This window comes from Leclercia sp. (assembly GCF_036780805.1).
Lineage (GTDB): Bacteria > Pseudomonadota > Gammaproteobacteria > Enterobacterales > Enterobacteriaceae > Enterobacter.
Map to the genome: position 1 here is coordinate 97,820 of NZ_DAIQCE010000001.1, position 16,714 is coordinate 114,533.

The following is a 16,714-nucleotide window of genomic DNA, read 5'->3' on the forward strand; positions in this document are numbered from 1 at the left end:
TTAAACCTGGGGCAGCTCCGTACGAGCAACCTGTAAGTGAAAAGATATGATTAATGCAAATCGTCCGATACTGAATCTCGACCTCGATCTGCTGAGAACCTTTGTGGCGGTCGCCGATCTGAACACCTTTGCTGCTGCCGCGGCCGCCGTTTGCCGTACCCAATCCGCGGTCAGTCAACAAATGCAACGACTGGAGCAACTGGTGGGTAAAGAGCTTTTTGCCCGTCATGGTCGCAATAAGCTGTTAACGGAACATGGTATTCAGCTGCTGGGTTACGCCAGAAAAATCCTGCGCTTCAATGATGAAGCATGTACATCCTTAATGTTTAGTAATCTGCAGGGTGTCTTAACTTTAGGTGCGTCTGATGAGTCGGCCGATACCATTCTGCCGTTCCTGCTCAACCGTATCAGTTCGGTTTATCCGAAGCTTGCGCTGGATGTGCGGGTAAAACGCAATGCCTTTATGGTCGATATGCTACAGGAGCAGGAAGTCGATCTGGTGGTCACCACCCACCGCACCGGCCAGTTTGAGAGTATGACCCTGCGTACCTCACCGACGCACTGGTACTGTGCCGCAGAGTTTTCTCTCCAGCGCGGCGAACCGGTTCCGCTGGTGCTGCTGGACGATCCCAGCCCGTTCCGTGACATCGTGCTGGCTAAGCTCAATGCCGCCAACGTGCCATGGCGGCTCGCCTATGTAGCCTCCACGCTGCCAGCGGTTCGCGCAGCGGTGAAAGCGGGGCTTGGGGTGACGGCACGTCCGGTTGAGATGATGAGCCCGGATTTACGGGTGTTAGGGAAAGCGGATGGTTTGCCTGCACTGCCGGATACGGAGTATATGCTGTGTCATAATCCGCTCAGCAATAACGAACTCGCGAAGACCATTTTTAACGCCATGGAAAACTACGACAACCCCTGGCACTACAACAATGTTACTCCGGAAGGGGGGGACGACTCCCTGGTGACTGAGCGCGATTTCGAGTAAACGAATCACTAATAATCTGATAACAATTGCCCCGACTAAAAAGAACCACTGTGGCTGATGACCAGCAAAGTGGTTCTTTTTTTGCATCTGTATCCGTGCAGTTTACCTTAAGTGTTTTACAATCTTGTTGCTTATCAATCCGATAGTTATCAAACCTACCTCATCTGTCCCGTTCTCTCGCTTCTTTCCAATGTCAATAAGCATGTTAAAAAAGCAGCAAAGATGTTGCCGTTTTTTTGATTGAATTAACAAAAGCGTGTCACAGATCAAGAAAATACTCCTCTTTGGGGGGAGGAATCGGTGGCAAATCCTGTCAAAATAGGCGGGTAATCTTTGTATTAAATCATTACGGACTCGATTCAACACCCCAACGCCGGAACGCGCCTCGCAGATTTTGAGGGTAAAGGGCATTAAATGTTAATGAAGTTCGAACGATGTAATTTAATGTGAAGAAACTTTTGTTAAAGTTGACAAAAGGTTATAGAAAGGAGTAAAAAACCACATCATTTTGCTGTCTATGTCTCATTTTTCGACAGTTAGTGTACGGTTATTTGTTCCTCCCCATGAATCGATGTGATGCCCATCTGCCAGAAAGAGCAGGGTTTACAGGTATCACTTTTGATGAGTAAGCAATGAGTATGTCAACATCCACAGAAGTCATCGCTCATCACTGGGCATTCGCAATCTTTCTTATCGTTGCCATTGGCCTGTGCTGCCTGATGCTTGTCGGCGGCTGGTTCCTCGGCGGTCGCGCCCGGGCAAGGCACAAAAACACGCCATTTGAATCGGGTATCGATTCGGTAGGGACCGCGCGTTTACGCCTGTCCGCCAAGTTCTATCTGGTGGCCATGTTCTTCGTCATTTTTGACGTGGAAGCGCTTTACCTGTTCGCATGGTCGACCTCCATTCGTGAGAGTGGCTGGGTAGGCTTTGTCGAGGCCGCAATTTTCATTTTAGTGTTACTGGCCGGTCTGGTTTATCTGGTGCGTATTGGCGCGCTGGACTGGACACCTGCACGTTCACGCCGTGAACGTATCAACCCGGAAAACAGTATCTCTAATCGTCAGCAGTAACAGCGAGGCAATAAGATGGATTATACGCTCACCCGCATAGATCCTAACGGTGAGAATGACCGTTACCCCCTGCAAAAGCAGGAGATCGTAACCGACCCCCTGGAGCAAGAAGTCAATAAAAGCGTGTATATGGGCAAGCTCGAAAATGCCATGCACGATATGGTCAACTGGGGTCGTAAGAACTCCATCTGGCCTTACAACTTTGGCCTTTCTTGCTGCTACGTTGAAATGGTGACGTCATTCACTGCGGTGCATGACGTTGCGCGTTTTGGTGCAGAAGTACTGCGTGCCTCTCCGCGTCAGGCTGACCTGATGGTGGTGGCGGGTACCTGCTTTACCAAAATGGCGCCGGTCATTCAGCGTCTGTACGACCAGATGCTCGAGCCAAAATGGGTTATCTCCATGGGTGCTTGCGCAAACTCTGGCGGCATGTACGACATTTATTCTGTCGTGCAAGGTGTAGATAAGTTCATCCCGGTGGACGTTTACATCCCGGGCTGCCCACCGCGTCCAGAAGCCTACATGCAGGCGCTGATGCTGTTGCAGGAGTCGATTGGCAAAGAACGCCGTCCGCTCTCCTGGGTCGTGGGCGACCAGGGCGTGTATCGCGCTAACATGCAGTCCGAGCGCGAGCGTAAACGCGGCGAACGTATTGCAGTGACCAATCTGCGTACACCAGACGAAATTTAATTTGCGCCTGTGGGCATGGAGATAACCTTCGCATATCACTATTCAAATAGCGCGAAGCCACGCCCGACAGTCACCACGGACCTTTTGCAATGGTGAACACTATGACCGACTTAACCGCGCAAGACGCCGCCTGGCAAACACGGGATCATCTGGATGACCCGGTCATTGGCGAACTGCGCAACCGTTTTGGGCCGGATGCCTTTACTGTTCAGGCCACCCGCACCGGGGTACCCGTTGTTTGGGTTAAGCGTGAGCAGTTACTGGAAGTGGTTGATTTCCTCAAGAAACTGCCTAAACCTTACGTCATGCTGTTTGACTTACACGGCATGGACGAACGTCTGCGAACTCACCGCCAGGGCCTCCCTGCTGCGGATTTTTCCGTTTTCTACCACCTGATCTCAATAGACCGCAACACGGATATTATGCTCAAGGTGGCGTTGTCTGAAAACGACATGCATCTGCCGACGATCACTAAACTTTTCCCGAACGCCAACTGGTATGAGCGTGAGACCTGGGAAATGTTTGGCATGACCTTCGACGGTCACCCGCACCTGACGCGCATCATGATGCCGCCAACCTGGACCGGTCACCCGCTGCGTAAAGACTACCCGGCGCGCGCCACCGAATTCGACCCGTTTGAGCTGACTAAAGCCAAACAGGATCTGGAGATGGAAGCGCTGACCTTCAAGCCGGAAGACTGGGGCATGAAGCGCGGTACCGACAACGAGGACTTCATGTTCCTCAACCTCGGTCCGAACCACCCGTCGGCGCACGGTGCATTCCGTATTATTCTTCAGCTCGATGGCGAAGAGATTGTCGACTGCGTTCCGGATATCGGTTACCACCACCGTGGTGCTGAGAAGATGGGCGAGCGTCAGTCCTGGCACAGCTACATTCCGTATACCGACCGTATCGAGTACCTCGGCGGCTGCGTAAACGAAATGCCATACGTGCTGGCCGTTGAGAAACTGGCAGGTATCACCACCCCGGATCGCGTTAACGTGATTCGCGTGATGCTGTCAGAACTGTTCCGTATTAACAGCCACCTGCTGTACATCTCCACGTTCATTCAGGACGTAGGCGCGATGACCCCGGTCTTCTTCGCCTTTACCGATCGTCAGAAAATCTACGATCTGGTGGAAGCGATTACCGGTTTCCGTATGCACCCGGCCTGGTTCCGTATCGGCGGTGTCGCACACGATCTGCCGCGCGGCTGGGACCGTCTGCTGCGTGAATTCCTCGACTGGATGCCGAAACGTCTGGCGTCGTACGAGAAAGCCGCACTGCGTAACACCATCCTGATTGGCCGTTCTAAAGGCGTTGCTGCCTATGGCGCGAAAGAGGCGCTGGAGTGGGGTACAACGGGTGCTGGTCTGCGTGCCACCGGTATTGATTTCGACGTGCGTAAAGCCCGTCCTTACTCTGGCTACGAGAACTTCGACTTTGAAGTCCCGGTTGGCGGCGGTGTATCCGACTGCTATACCCGCGTGATGCTGAAAGTGGAAGAGCTGCGCCAGAGCCTGCGCATCCTTGAGCAGTGCCTCAACAACATGCCGGAAGGCCCGTTCAAAGCGGATCACCCGCTGACCACGCCGCCACCGAAAGAGCGCACGCTGCAGCATATCGAAACCCTGATCACCCACTTCCTGCAGGTTTCCTGGGGCCCGGTCATGCCGGCGCAAGAATCCTTCCAGATGATTGAAGCGACCAAGGGTATCAACAGTTACTACCTGACCAGCGACGGCAGCACCATGAGCTACCGTACCCGTGTGCGTACGCCAAGCTTCGCGCACCTGCAGCAGATCCCGTCCGCCATTCGCGGCAGTCTGGTCTCCGACCTGATTGTGTATCTGGGTAGTATCGATTTTGTTATGTCAGATGTGGACCGCTAATTATGCACGAGAATCAACAACCACAAACCGAGGCTTTTGAGCTGAGTGAAGCAGAGCGTGCCGCCATTGAGCACGAGATGCACCACTACGAAGACCCGCGTGCGGCGTCCATTGAAGCGCTGAAAATCGTACAGAAACAGCGTGGTTGGGTGCCGGATGGGGCGATCTATGAGATCGCAAAAGTGCTGGGGATCCCGGCAAGCGACGTCGAAGGCGTAGCCACGTTCTACAGCCAGATCTTCCGTCAGCCGGTCGGCCGCCATGTGATCCGCTACTGTGACAGCGTTGTCTGTCACATCACCGGTTATCAGGGCATTCAGGCCGCTATCGAGAAAAAACTCGATATCAAGCCAGGGCAGACCACCTTTGATGGTCGCTTTACCCTGCTGCCAACCTGTTGCCTGGGCAACTGCGACAAGGGGCCGACCATGATGATTGATGAGGACACTCACAGCCATCTGACGCCGGAAGCCATTCCTGACCTGCTGGAGCAGTACAAATGAAAACTGTAATTCGTACTGCTGAGACTCATCCGCTGACCTGGCGTCTGCGCGATGACAAACAGCCGGTATGGCTTGAAGAATACGAAAGCAAAAACGGCTATGCCGGCGCGCGTAAAGCCCTCGGCGGTATGGCGCCGGACGAAATCGTTAATGCGGTAAAAGACGCTGGCCTGAAAGGGCGCGGCGGCGCGGGCTTCTCCACCGGTCTGAAGTGGAGCCTGATGCCGAAAGACGAATCCATGAACATCCGTTACCTGCTGTGTAACGCCGATGAAATGGAGCCGGGCACCTATAAAGACCGCCTGCTGATGGAGCAGCTGCCGCACCTGCTGGTGGAAGGTATGCTGATCTCCGCGTTTGCGCTGAAAGCCTACCGTGGCTACATCTTCCTGCGCGGCGAGTACATCGAAGCGGCAGAGAACCTGCGTCGCGCGATTGCCGAAGCCACCGAAGCGGGCCTGCTGGGCAAAAACATTCTGGGCACCGGTTTTGACTTCGAACTGTTCGTCCACACCGGGGCGGGGCGTTATATCTGCGGTGAAGAGACCGCGCTGATTAACTCCCTTGAAGGTCGCCGTGCCAACCCGCGTTCCAAGCCACCGTTCCCGGCAAGCTCCGGCGTGTGGGGTAAACCGACCTGCGTCAACAACGTCGAAACCCTGTGTAACGTTCCGGCAATCCTCGCCAACGGCGTTGAGTGGTATCAGGGCATCTCTTCAAGCAAAGATGCCGGTACCAAGCTGATGGGCTTCTCCGGCCGCGTGAAGAACCCGGGCGTCTGGGAACTGCCGTTTGGCACTACCGCACGTGAAATTCTTGAAGACTACGCCGGCGGCATGCGCGATGGCCTGAAATTCAAAGCCTGGCAGCCAGGTGGGGCAGGGACCGACTTCCTGACCGAAGCCCACCTTGACCTGCCAATGGAATTCGAAAGCATTGGTAAAGCAGGCAGCCGTCTGGGTACGGCGCTGGCGATGGCCGTCGACCACGAGATCGGCATGGTATCGCTGGTGCGTAACCTGGAAGAGTTCTTCGCCCGCGAGTCCTGCGGCTGGTGTACACCGTGCCGTGACGGTCTGCCGTGGAGCGTGAAGATCCTGCGTGCTATCGAGCGTGGCGAAGGCCAGCCTGGCGATATCGAGACACTTGAGCAACTGTGTCGATTCCTGGGCCCAGGCAAAACCTTCTGTGCGCATGCGCCAGGTGCGGTCGAGCCACTGCAGAGCGCGATTAAATATTTCCGCGACGAATTCGAAGCAGGCATCAAGCAGCCGTTCAGCAATACCCATGCAATCAATGGTATTCAGCCGAACCTGTTGAAAGCGCGCTGGTAATCCCTTACGCAAAATCATTCAGTCTGCGTCAAGGCGGCGACTGAGTGAGGACCAGGAGCTTACATCAGTAAGTGACTGGTGTGAGCGAGGGAAGCCAACGCAGAGGCAGCCTGAAGGATGAAGCGTAAAAAGAATTTTGATTAACGCTCGAGTTTATTCGAGCCAACTGGAAGCATGCTAATGGCTACGATTCATGTAGACGGCAAAGAATACGAAGTCAACGGGGCGGACAACCTGCTGGAAGCTTGTCTGTCTCTTGGCCTCGATATTCCGTATTTTTGCTGGCATCCGGCGCTGGGGAGCGTCGGTGCTTGCCGCCAGTGTGCGGTGAAGCAATATCAAAACGCGGAAGACACGCGTGGTCGCCTGGTGATGTCCTGTATGACGCCAGCCACCGAAGGTACCTTTATTTCTATCGACGACGCGGAAGCCAAACAGTTCCGCGAAAGCGTGGTGGAGTGGTTGATGACCAACCACCCGCACGATTGTCCGGTCTGTGAAGAGGGCGGTAACTGCCACCTTCAGGATATGACCGTGATGACCGGGCACAGCTTCCGTCGTTACCGTTTCACCAAACGTACCCACCGTAACCAGGATCTGGGGCCGTTCATCTCTCACGAAATGAACCGCTGCATCGCCTGCTACCGCTGCGTGCGTTACTACAAAGACTATGCCGACGGCGAAGATCTGGGCGTCTATGGCGCACATGACAACGTCTACTTCGGTCGTCCTGAAGATGGCACACTGGAGAGCGAATTCTCCGGTAACCTGGTCGAAATCTGTCCGACCGGCGTCTTCACCGATAAAACGCACTCCGAGCGTTACAACCGTAAGTGGGACATGCAGTTTGCGCCAAGCATCTGCCAGCAGTGTTCCCTTGGCTGCAACACCAGCCCGGGTGAGCGTTACGGCGAACTGCGTCGTATCGAAAACCGTTACAACGGTACCGTTAACCACTACTTCCTCTGCGACCGCGGTCGTTTTGGCTATGGCTATGTGAACCTGAAAGACCGTCCGCGTCAGCCGGTTCAGCGTCGTGGCGACGACTTCATCACCCTGAACGCTGAACAGGCGATGCAGGGCGCGGCAGATATTCTGCGCCAGTCGAAGAAAGTGATCGGTATCGGCTCTCCGCGCGCCAGCATCGAAAGCAACTTCGCGCTGCGCGAGCTGGTGGGTGCGGATAACTTCTACACCGGTATCGCCCAGGGCGAGCAGGAACGTCTGCAGCTGGTGCTGAAAGTGCTGCGCGAAGGCGGGGTTCATACTCCTGCGCTGCGCGAAATCGAATCTTACGATGCCGTGCTGATCCTGGGTGAAGATTTAACCCAGACCGGCGCACGTGCTGCCCTGGCGGTTCGCCAGGCGGTGAAAGGGAAAGCGCGTGAAATGGCAGCGGCCCAGAAAGTGGCTGACTGGCAGATCGCGGCGATCCTCAACATCGGTCAGCGCGCCAAGCATCCGCTGTTTGTGACTAACGTCGACAACACCCGTCTGGACGATATCGCGGCCTGGACCTACCGTGCCCCGGTTGAAGATCAGGCGCGCCTTGGCTTTGCTATCGCCCACGCGCTGGACAACAGCGCCCCGGCCGTTGAAGGCCTGGATCGCGATCTGCAGAACAAGGTCGACGTAATCGTACAGGCGCTGGCCGGTGCGAAGAAACCTCTGATTATTTCGGGTACTAACGCCGGTAGCGCAGAGATCATTGAAGCGGCAGCCAACGTGGCAAAAGCGCTCAAAGGCCGCGGTGCTGACGTTGGCGTGACCATGATTGCCCGTGCGGTAAACAGCATTGGTCTGGGCATGATTGGCGGCGGCTCGCTGGAAGCAGCATTAAGCGAACTGGAATCCGGTGCTGCTGACGCCGTGGTGGTGCTGGAAAACGACCTGCATCGTCATGCCTCTGCGGCCCGCGTGGACGCAGCCCTGTCTAAAGCGCCGCTGGTGATGGTTATCGACCATCAGCGTACGGCGATCATGGACAAAGCGCATCTGGTGCTCTCTGCGGCTAGCTTCGCAGAAAGCGACGGTACCGTTGTGAACAACGAAGGCCGTGCCCAGCGCTTCTTCCAGGTTTATGACCCATCCTACTATGACAACAGCATCGTGATGCTGGAAAGCTGGCGCTGGCTGCACTCCCTGCACAGCACCGTGCTGAGCCGTGAAGTGGACTGGACCCAGCTCGACCACGTGATCGACGCTGCCGTGGCAAAACTGCCGCAGCTGGCTGGTATTAAAGATGCGGCACCGGAAGCCAGCTTCCGTATTCGCGGCCAGAAACTGGCCCGTGAACCGCACCGCTACAGCGGTCGTACCGCAATGCGTGCCAACATCAGCGTGCATGAACCGCGTCAGCCGCAGGACAAAGACACCATGTTCGCCTTCTCAATGGAAGGGAACAACCAGCCGTCTGCGCCGCGCTCTGAGATCCCATTCGCATGGGCGCCAGGCTGGAACTCCCCGCAGGCATGGAACAAGTTCCAGGCTGAAGTGGGTGGTTCTCTGCGTCACGGCGATCCGGGCGTGCGTCTGATTGAAGCCAGTGAAACCGGTCTGGAATTCTTCTCCACCGTTCCGGCACGCTTCCAGGCGGAAGAGGGCAACTGGCGTATTGCGCCGTACTACCATCTTTTTGGTAGTGACGAAATGTCCCAGCGTTCTCCGGTCTTCCAGACCCGTATGCCGCAGCCGTACATCAAGCTCAACCCGGCAGATGCCGCGAAGCTTGGCGTGAACGCAGGCGCGCACATCAGCTTTAGCTATGAAGGCCAGACAATCAGCCTGCCGCTGATTATCGCTGAAGGTCTGACAGCAGGGCAGGTGGGTCTGCCGATGGGTATGCCTGGCATCGCGCCGGTACTGGCGGGTGCGCGTCTTGATAACCTGCAGGAGGCAAAAGCATGAGTTGGTTAACGCCCGATCTTATCGACATCCTGCTGAGCATTCTGAAAGCGGTTGTGATTCTGCTGGTGGTGGTCACCTGCGGCGCGTTCATGAGCTTTGGTGAACGTCGTCTGCTCGGTCTGTTCCAGAACCGTTATGGACCGAACCGCGTGGGCTGGGGTGGTTCACTCCAGCTGGTCGCGGACATGATCAAGATGTTCTTTAAAGAGGACTGGATCCCGCGCTTCTCGGATCGCGTGATCTTTACTCTGGCACCGATGATCGCCTTTACCTCGCTGCTGCTGGCGTTTGCTATCGTTCCCGTCAGCCCGACCTGGGTGGTCGCTGACCTGAACATCGGCATTCTGTTCTTCCTGATGATGGCAGGTCTCGCGGTTTACGCGGTGCTGTTCGCAGGCTGGTCCAGTAACAACAAATACTCCCTGCTGGGTGCGATGCGTGCTTCCGCGCAGACGCTGAGCTACGAAGTGTTCCTGGGTCTCTCCCTGATGGGCGTGGTGGCGCAGGCCGGTTCATTTAACATGACCGACATCGTCAACAACCAGGCCGACATCTGGAACGTGATCCCGCAGTTCTTTGGTTTTGTGACCTTTGCTATCGCGGGCGTGGCGGTGTGTCACCGTCACCCGTTTGACCAGCCAGAAGCCGAACAGGAACTGGCCGATGGTTACCACATTGAATATTCCGGTATGAAATTCGGTCTGTTCTTCGTGGGCGAGTACATCGGTATCGTTACCATTTCTGCGTTGATGGTCACGCTGTTCTTTGGCGGCTGGCATGGCCCGTTCTTACCGCCGTTCATCTGGTTCGCGCTGAAAACCGCGTTCTTCATGATGATGTTCATTTTGATTCGCGCAGCGTTACCGCGTCCGCGTTATGACCAGGTAATGTCCTTCGGCTGGAAAGTGTGCCTGCCGCTGACGCTCGTCAACTTGTTGGTAACGGCGGCTGTCATTCTCTGGCAGCAGCCATAAGGGGCTTTAGACCATGACCTTGAAAGAATTATTGGTAGGTTTCGGCACCCAGGTACGCAGTATCTGGATGATCGGCCTGCACGCGTTTGCCAAACGCGAAACCCGGATGTACCCGGAAGAGCCGGTATATCTGCCGCCGCGCTACCGTGGCCGTATCGTGCTGACGCGCGACCCGGACGGTTCGGAGCGCTGCGTTGCCTGTAACCTGTGTGCGGTAGCCTGTCCGGTAGGTTGTATCTCTCTGCAAAAAGCCGAGACGGTAGACGGCCGCTGGTACCCAGAGTTTTTCCGCATCAACTTCTCACGCTGCATCTTCTGCGGCCTGTGTGAAGAAGCGTGCCCGACCACGGCGATTCAGTTGACCCCGGACTTCGAGCTGGGCGAATACAAGCGTCAGGACCTGGTGTACGAAAAAGAGGATCTGCTGATTTCCGGTCCGGGCAAATACCCGGAATATAACTTCTACCGGATGGCGGGTATGGCAATCGACGGCAAAGATAAGGGCGAAGCAGAGAACGAAGCCAAGCCTATCGACGTCAAGAGCCTGTTACCGTAAGGAGAGGGGCAATGGAATTCGCTTTTTATATCTGTGGCCTGATCGCCATCCTGGCCACGCTGCGAGTGATTACGCACACCAACCCGGTGCATGCGCTGCTCTATTTAATCATTTCGCTGCTGGCCATTTCCGGGGTGTTCTTTGCGCTGGGCGCACACTTTGCGGGTGCGCTTGAAATCATCGTTTACGCCGGGGCCATTATGGTTCTGTTCGTCTTCGTGGTGATGATGCTGAACCTGGGCGGCTCGGAAATCGAACAGGAACGTCAGTGGCTGAAGCCGCAGGTGTGGATTGGTCCGGCAATTCTGTCGGCCATCATGCTGGCGGTGATCGTTTACGCCATTCTGGGTGTCAACGACCAGGGTATCGACGGTACGCCAATCAGCGCCAAAGCGGTGGGTATCACCCTGTTTGGGCCATACGTACTGGCGGTTGAACTGGCCTCGATGCTGCTGCTGGCAGGCCTGGTCGTAGCATTCCACGTCGGTCGCGAAGAGCGTGCTGGCGAGGTGCTGAGCAACCGCAAGGATGACAGCGCGAAAAGAAAAACGGAGGAACGCGCATGATCCCTTTACAACACGGACTGATCCTCGCAGCGATTTTATTCGTGCTGGGCTTAACCGGTCTGGTTATCCGCCGCAATCTGCTGTTTATGCTGATTGGCCTGGAGATCATGATCAACGCTGCCGCGCTGGCCTTTGTGGTCGCCGGGAGCTACTGGGGCCAGACCGATGGTCAGGTGATGTACATTCTCGCCATCAGCCTTGCGGCTGCCGAAGCGAGTATTGGCCTGGCGCTGTTACTGCAGCTCCACCGTCGCCGCCAGAACCTGAACATCGATTCAGTAAGTGAGTTGCGTGGATGAACATGCTTGCCTTAACCATTATTTTTCCGCTGATTGGCTTCGTGCTACTGGCGTTTTCTCGTGGCCGCTGGTCCGAGAATCTGTCTGCCACCGTGGGCATTGGCTCCATTGGACTGGCTGCGCTGGTGACAGCGTATGCGGGTATCGACTTCTTCAGTAATGGACGTCAGCCTCACAGCGTGCCGCTGTGGACCTGGATGTCGGTCGGTGATTTCAACATCGGCTTCAACCTGGTGCTGGATGGTCTTTCCCTGACCATGCTCTCCGTGGTGACCGGCGTCGGCTTCCTGATCCACATGTTTGCCTCCTGGTATATGCGCGGTGAAGAGGGTTACTCCCGCTTCTTCGCCTACACCAACCTGTTTATCGCCAGCATGGTGGTTCTGGTGCTGGCCGATAACCTGCTGCTGATGTATCTCGGCTGGGAAGGCGTGGGTCTCTGTTCCTACCTGCTGATCGGTTTCTACTATACCGATCCGAAGAATGGCGCAGCGGCCATGAAAGCGTTCGTCGTGACCCGTGTGGGTGACGTCTTCCTCGCCTTCGCGCTGTTCATTCTCTACAACGAACTGGGCACGCTGAACTTCCGCGAAATGGTGGAACTGGCGCCGGCGCACTTCGAAGCAGGCAACAACATGCTGTGGTGGGCAACGCTGATGCTGCTGGGTGGTGCCGTGGGTAAATCCGCGCAGCTGCCGTTGCAGACCTGGCTTGCCGACGCGATGGCGGGTCCAACCCCTGTCTCCGCGCTGATCCACGCCGCGACCATGGTGACCGCCGGTGTTTACCTGATTGCGCGTACCCACGGTCTGTTCCTGATGACCCCGGAAATCCTGCACTTGGTCGGTATCGTTGGTGCGGTCACGCTGGTGCTGGCAGGCTTTGCCGCGCTGGTGCAGACCGACATCAAACGCGTTCTCGCGTATTCCACCATGAGCCAGATTGGCTATATGTTCCTGGCGCTGGGCGTACAGGCGTGGGACGCGGCGATTTTCCATCTGATGACGCACGCGTTCTTTAAAGCGCTGCTGTTCCTCTCGTCCGGTTCGGTGATTCTGGCCTGCCACCACGAGCAGAACATCTTCAAGATGGGCGGTCTGCGCAAATCCATTCCGCTGGTTTACGTCTGCTTCCTGGTGGGCGGCGCGGCGCTGTCGGCACTGCCGCTGATCACCGCAGGCTTCTTCAGTAAGGACGAAATCCTTGCGGGCGCCATGGCGAATGGTCATATCAATCTGATGGTTGCGGGTCTGGTCGGGGCATTCATGACCTCCCTGTACACCTTCCGTATGATTTTCATCGTCTTCCACGGTAAAGAACAAATTCACGCTCACGCAGGGAAGGGGATTACCCACCACCTGCCGCTGATTGTGCTGCTGGTACTCTCCACCTTCGTTGGCGCGATGATTGTGCCACCGCTGCAGGGCGTACTGCCGGCGACAACCGAGCTTGAGCACAGTCGCGTTCTGACGCTTGAAATCACCTCCGGTGTGGTCGCTATCGCGGGCATCCTGATCGCTGCATGGCTGTGGCTCGGTAAACGTACGCTGGTCACTGCCGTGGCCAACAGTGCGCCGGGCCGTCTGCTGGGCACCTGGTGGTACAACGCGTGGGGCTTCGACTGGTTGTACGACATGATCTTCGTGAAACCTTTCCTCGGCATTGCGTGGCTGATTAAACGTGATCCGCTGAACTCACTGATGAACACGCCGGCAATCCTCTCCCGCTTTGCAGGTAAAGGCCTGCTGTTCAGCGAGAACGGGTATCTGCGCTGGTACGTGGCGTCCATGAGCATCGGTGCGGTTGTGGTGCTGGCGCTGCTGATGGTGTTGCGTTGATCGTTAAGTGAATTTTATTCGAATTCGTTGAAAATCAGGCCCCTGCTGGGGGCCTTAAAAAGGAATGCAAATCGCCATGTTACTACCCTGGCTAATATTAATTCCCTTTATCGGTGGGTTCCTGTGCTGGCAGACCGAACGCTTTGGCGTGAAGATGCCGCGCTGGATTGCGCTGATCACCATGGGATTGACGCTCGCGCTTGGTCTGCAACTCTGGTTGCAGGGTGGCTACTCTCTGACCCAGTCCGCGGGCATTCCGCAGTGGCAGTCTGAGTTTATCCTGCCGTGGATCCCACGTTTCGGTATCACCATTCACCTGGCGATTGACGGTCTGTCGCTGCTGATGGTGGTGCTGACCGGTCTGCTCGGCGTTCTGGCGGTACTGTGCTCCTGGCGAGAAATCGAAAAATACCAGGGCTTCTTCCACCTGAACCTGATGTGGATCCTGGGCGGCGTTATCGGCGTGTTCCTTGCCATCGACATGTTCCTGTTCTTCTTCTTCTGGGAAATGATGCTGGTGCCGATGTACTTCCTGATCGCGCTGTGGGGCCATAAGGCGTCCGACGGTAAAACGCGTATCACGGCGGCCACCAAGTTCTTCATCTATACCCAGGCGAGTGGTCTGGTGATGTTGATTGCCATCCTGGCGCTGGTGTTCGTGCATTACAACGCGACCGGCGTCTGGACCTTCAACTATCAGGACCTGCTGAAGACCCCGATGTCGCACGGTGTTGAATACCTGCTGATGCTGGGCTTCTTCATTGCGTTTGCGGTGAAAATGCCGGTGGTTCCCCTGCACGGCTGGCTGCCGGATGCACACTCCCAGGCACCAACGGCGGGTTCCGTTGACCTGGCGGGCATCCTGCTGAAAACCGCGGCCTACGGTCTGCTGCGTTTCGCTCTGCCGCTGTTCCCGAATGCCTCCGCAGAGTTCGCGCCAATTGCCATGTGGCTGGGTGTGATCGGTATCTTCTACGGTGCCTGGATGGCCTTCACGCAGTACGACATCAAACGTCTGATTGCTTACACCTCCGTCTCCCACATGGGCTTCGTGCTGATTGCGATCTACACCGGCAGCCAGCTGGCGTACCAGGGCGCGGTGATCCAGATGATTGCGCACGGTCTGTCCGCAGCCGGTCTCTTCATCCTGTGCGGCCAGCTGTATGAACGTCTGCACACCCGTGACATGCGTCAGATGGGTGGTCTGTGGGGCAAAATGAAATGGCTGCCAGCGATGTCGATGTTCTTCGCGGTTGCCACCCTGGGGATGCCGGGCACCGGTAACTTCGTTGGCGAATTCATGATCCTGTTCGGCAGCTTCAAAGTTGTACCGGTGATCACCGTGGTCTCGACCTTCGGCCTGGTGTTCGCTTCGGTTTACTCGCTGGCGATGCTGCATCGCGCTTACTTCGGTAAAGCGAAGAGTGAAATCGCTGCCAAAGAGCTGCCGGGGATGTCGCTGCGCGAGCTGTTCATCATCCTGCTGCTGGTCGTACTGCTGGTGCTGCTGGGCTTCTATCCGCAGCCGATTCTGGATACCTCGCACTCCGCGATGGGTAACATCCAGCAGTGGTTTGTTAATTCTGCTTCTACTACAAGGCCGTAAATCGCCATGACAATAACTCCACAACAACTGATTGCGCTGCTACCGCTGCTGATCGTCGGATTGACGGTGGTGGTTGTGATGCTCTCCATTGCGTGGCGACGCAATCACTTCCTGAATGCCACGCTGGCGGTTCTGGGTCTGAACGCTGCGTTAGTCTCCCTCTGGTTTGTTGGCCAGGCGGGTGCGATGGATGTCACTCCGCTGATGCGCGTTGACGGCTTCGCCATGCTGTACACCGGGCTGGTGCTGTTAGCCAGCCTGGCGACCTGTACCTTTGCGTACCCGTGGCTGGAAGGCTACAACGACAATAGAGAAGAGTTTTACCTGCTGGTTCTGATTGCCGCCCTCGGCGGTATTCTGCTGGCAAATGCCAACCATCTGGCGGCGCTGTTCCTCGGTATTGAGCTGATCTCTCTGCCGCTGTTCGGCCTGATTGGTTATGCCTTCCGTCAGAAGCGCTCTCTGGAAGCGAGTATCAAGTATACGATCCTGTCTGCTGCTGCTTCGTCCTTCCTGCTGTTTGGTATTGCGCTGATCTATGCTCAGTCCGGTAACCTCTCCTTCATGGCGCTCGGCAAGAGCCTCGGCGACGGCATGCTGCACGAGCCGCTGCTGCTGGCGGGTCTGGGCATGATGATTGTTGGCCTTGGCTTTAAACTCTCTCTGGTGCCGTTCCACCTGTGGACGCCAGACGTTTACCAGGGTGCTCCGGCACCGGTATCCACCTTCCTGGCGACGGCGAGTAAAATCGCTATCTTCGGCGTGGTGATGCGTCTGTTCCTGTACGCACCGGTAGGCGAGAGCGAAGCGGTCCGTGTGGTGCTGGGTATTATCGCCTTCGTCTCCATCATCTTCGGTAACCTGATGGCGCTGAGCCAGACCAATATCAAACGTCTGCTCGGTTACTCTTCCATCTCGCACCTTGGCTATCTGATGGTGGCGCTGATTGCGCTGCAGAGCGGTCAGATGTCCATGGAAACCGTGGGTGTCTACCTGGCCGGTTATCTGTTCAGCAGCCTCGGCGCGTTCGGCGTGGTGAGCCTGATGTCCAGCCCGTACCGTGGCCCGGATGCAGATTCACTCTTCTCCTACCGTGGTCTGTTCTGGCACCGTCCGATCCTGTCTGCGGTCATGACCGTGATGATGCTGTCCCTGGCGGGTATCCCGATGACGCTTGGCTTTATCGGTAAGTTCTACGTGCTGGCCGTCGGTGTGCAGGCGGGTCTGTGGTGGCTGACGGCGGGTGTCGTTATCGGCTCCGCGATTGGTCTCTACTACTACCTGCGCGTTGCCGTGAGCCTGTACCTGAGCGCGCCTCAGCAGCTCAACCGCGATGCACCGACTAACTGGCAGTACAGCGCCGGTGGTATTGTGGTGCTGATCTCCGCGCTGCTGGTTCTGATCTTCGGTATCTATCCGCAGCCGCTGATCACCATCGTGCAGCACGCGATGCCGCTGATGTAGAAAACAAAAAACCCGCCTCGGCGGGTT

Annotated in this window: 14 protein-coding genes; all 14 read left to right on the top strand. The window is 56.4% G+C overall.

Features of this window, described 5'->3' with window-relative positions; all coding sequences use genetic code 11:
- Positions 1–46: 46 nt before the first annotated feature.
- The 14 genes from lrhA (at position 47) to nuoN (ending at position 16,687) form a co-directional block, all read left to right on the top strand.
- Entirely contained in the window at positions 47–985 is a 939-nt protein-coding gene (gene lrhA, locus V7Q49_RS00420; protein WP_333848773.1) for a transcriptional regulator LrhA, read from the top strand.
- A gap of 632 nt (positions 986–1,617) precedes the next feature.
- Positions 1,618–2,058, top strand: a complete 441-nt coding sequence (gene nuoA, locus V7Q49_RS00425) for an NADH-quinone oxidoreductase subunit NuoA (RefSeq protein ID WP_032612789.1) — start codon at positions 1,618–1,620, stop codon at positions 2,056–2,058.
- A 15-nt stretch (positions 2,059–2,073) separates the two neighbouring features.
- Positions 2,074–2,748 carry an NADH-quinone oxidoreductase subunit NuoB gene (gene nuoB, locus V7Q49_RS00430; protein ID WP_032612787.1) on the top strand — a complete coding sequence of 225 codons (675 nt, stop codon included), beginning with the start codon at positions 2,074–2,076 and terminating at the stop codon, positions 2,746–2,748.
- Positions 2,749–2,837: 89 nt separating this feature from the next.
- The gene (gene nuoC, locus V7Q49_RS00435) at positions 2,838–4,640 is read left to right on the top strand and encodes an NADH-quinone oxidoreductase subunit C/D (protein ID WP_333848774.1); all 1,803 of its coding nucleotides are present in this window, start codon (positions 2,838–2,840) and stop codon (positions 4,638–4,640) included.
- Positions 4,641–4,642: 2 nt separating this feature from the next.
- Complete coding sequence (gene nuoE, locus V7Q49_RS00440; RefSeq protein ID WP_014071107.1) at positions 4,643–5,143, top strand: NADH-quinone oxidoreductase subunit NuoE; 501 nt, start codon at positions 4,643–4,645, stop codon at positions 5,141–5,143.
- A complete protein-coding gene (gene nuoF / locus V7Q49_RS00445; protein ID WP_333848775.1) occupies positions 5,140–6,477 on the top strand; it encodes an NADH-quinone oxidoreductase subunit NuoF in 1,338 nt (445 codons plus the stop codon). Before nuoE ends, nuoF begins: the two co-directional genes overlap by 4 nt.
- A 180-nt stretch (positions 6,478–6,657) precedes the next feature.
- Complete coding sequence (gene nuoG, locus V7Q49_RS00450) at positions 6,658–9,384, top strand: NADH-quinone oxidoreductase subunit NuoG (protein WP_333848776.1); 2,727 nt, start codon at positions 6,658–6,660, stop codon at positions 9,382–9,384.
- Positions 9,381–10,358, top strand: coding sequence for an NADH-quinone oxidoreductase subunit NuoH (nuoH, locus tag V7Q49_RS00455; protein ID WP_039030977.1), 978 nt, complete (start codon positions 9,381–9,383; stop codon positions 10,356–10,358). Before nuoG ends, nuoH begins: the two co-directional genes overlap by 4 nt.
- Positions 10,359–10,371: 13 nt before the next feature.
- Positions 10,372–10,914, top strand: a complete 543-nt coding sequence (gene nuoI, locus V7Q49_RS00460; RefSeq protein ID WP_003861491.1) for an NADH-quinone oxidoreductase subunit NuoI — start codon at positions 10,372–10,374, stop codon at positions 10,912–10,914.
- A gap of 11 nt (positions 10,915–10,925) precedes the next feature.
- Positions 10,926–11,480 carry an NADH-quinone oxidoreductase subunit J gene (nuoJ, locus tag V7Q49_RS00465; RefSeq protein WP_106996022.1) on the top strand — a complete coding sequence of 185 codons (555 nt, stop codon included), beginning with the start codon at positions 10,926–10,928 and terminating at the stop codon, positions 11,478–11,480.
- Positions 11,477–11,779 (top strand): NADH-quinone oxidoreductase subunit NuoK, encoded by a 303-nt coding sequence (gene nuoK, locus V7Q49_RS00470; RefSeq protein ID WP_032612773.1) that lies wholly within the window; start codon positions 11,477–11,479, stop codon positions 11,777–11,779. The genes nuoJ and nuoK overlap by 4 nt, the downstream gene beginning before the upstream one ends.
- Positions 11,776–13,617: an NADH-quinone oxidoreductase subunit L gene (gene nuoL, locus V7Q49_RS00475; protein WP_333848777.1), complete on the top strand. Its 1,842-nt coding sequence runs from the start codon at positions 11,776–11,778 to the stop codon at positions 13,615–13,617. The genes nuoK and nuoL overlap by 4 nt, the downstream gene beginning before the upstream one ends.
- A 76-nt stretch (positions 13,618–13,693) precedes the next feature.
- Entirely contained in the window at positions 13,694–15,223 is a 1,530-nt protein-coding gene (gene nuoM / locus V7Q49_RS00480) for an NADH-quinone oxidoreductase subunit M (protein ID WP_333848778.1), read from the top strand.
- A 6-nt stretch (positions 15,224–15,229) separates the two neighbouring features.
- A complete protein-coding gene (gene nuoN / locus V7Q49_RS00485; RefSeq protein ID WP_333848779.1) occupies positions 15,230–16,687 on the top strand; it encodes an NADH-quinone oxidoreductase subunit NuoN in 1,458 nt (485 codons plus the stop codon).
- The last annotated feature ends 27 nt before the right edge of the window (positions 16,688–16,714 follow it).

Excerpts from the sequence above, each read along its gene's own strand:
- lrhA (WP_333848773.1), top strand. The coding sequence starts at position 47 with ATGATTAATGCAAATCGTCCGATACTGAATCTCGACCTCGATCTGCTG.
- nuoA (WP_032612789.1), top strand. The coding sequence starts at position 1,618 with ATGAGTATGTCAACATCCACAGAAGTCATCGCTCATCACTGGGCATTC.
- nuoB (WP_032612787.1), top strand. The coding sequence starts at position 2,074 with ATGGATTATACGCTCACCCGCATAGATCCTAACGGTGAGAATGACCGT.
- nuoC (WP_333848774.1), top strand. The coding sequence starts at position 2,838 with ATGGTGAACACTATGACCGACTTAACCGCGCAAGACGCCGCCTGGCAA.
- nuoE (WP_014071107.1), top strand. The coding sequence starts at position 4,643 with ATGCACGAGAATCAACAACCACAAACCGAGGCTTTTGAGCTGAGTGAA.
- nuoF (WP_333848775.1), top strand. The coding sequence starts at position 5,140 with ATGAAAACTGTAATTCGTACTGCTGAGACTCATCCGCTGACCTGGCGT.
- nuoG (WP_333848776.1), top strand. The coding sequence starts at position 6,658 with ATGGCTACGATTCATGTAGACGGCAAAGAATACGAAGTCAACGGGGCG.
- nuoH (WP_039030977.1), top strand. The coding sequence starts at position 9,381 with ATGAGTTGGTTAACGCCCGATCTTATCGACATCCTGCTGAGCATTCTG.
- nuoI (WP_003861491.1), top strand. The coding sequence starts at position 10,372 with ATGACCTTGAAAGAATTATTGGTAGGTTTCGGCACCCAGGTACGCAGT.
- nuoJ (WP_106996022.1), top strand. The coding sequence starts at position 10,926 with ATGGAATTCGCTTTTTATATCTGTGGCCTGATCGCCATCCTGGCCACG.
- nuoK (WP_032612773.1), top strand. The coding sequence starts at position 11,477 with ATGATCCCTTTACAACACGGACTGATCCTCGCAGCGATTTTATTCGTG.
- nuoL (WP_333848777.1), top strand. The coding sequence starts at position 11,776 with ATGAACATGCTTGCCTTAACCATTATTTTTCCGCTGATTGGCTTCGTG.
- nuoM (WP_333848778.1), top strand. The coding sequence starts at position 13,694 with ATGTTACTACCCTGGCTAATATTAATTCCCTTTATCGGTGGGTTCCTG.
- nuoN (WP_333848779.1), top strand. The coding sequence starts at position 15,230 with ATGACAATAACTCCACAACAACTGATTGCGCTGCTACCGCTGCTGATC.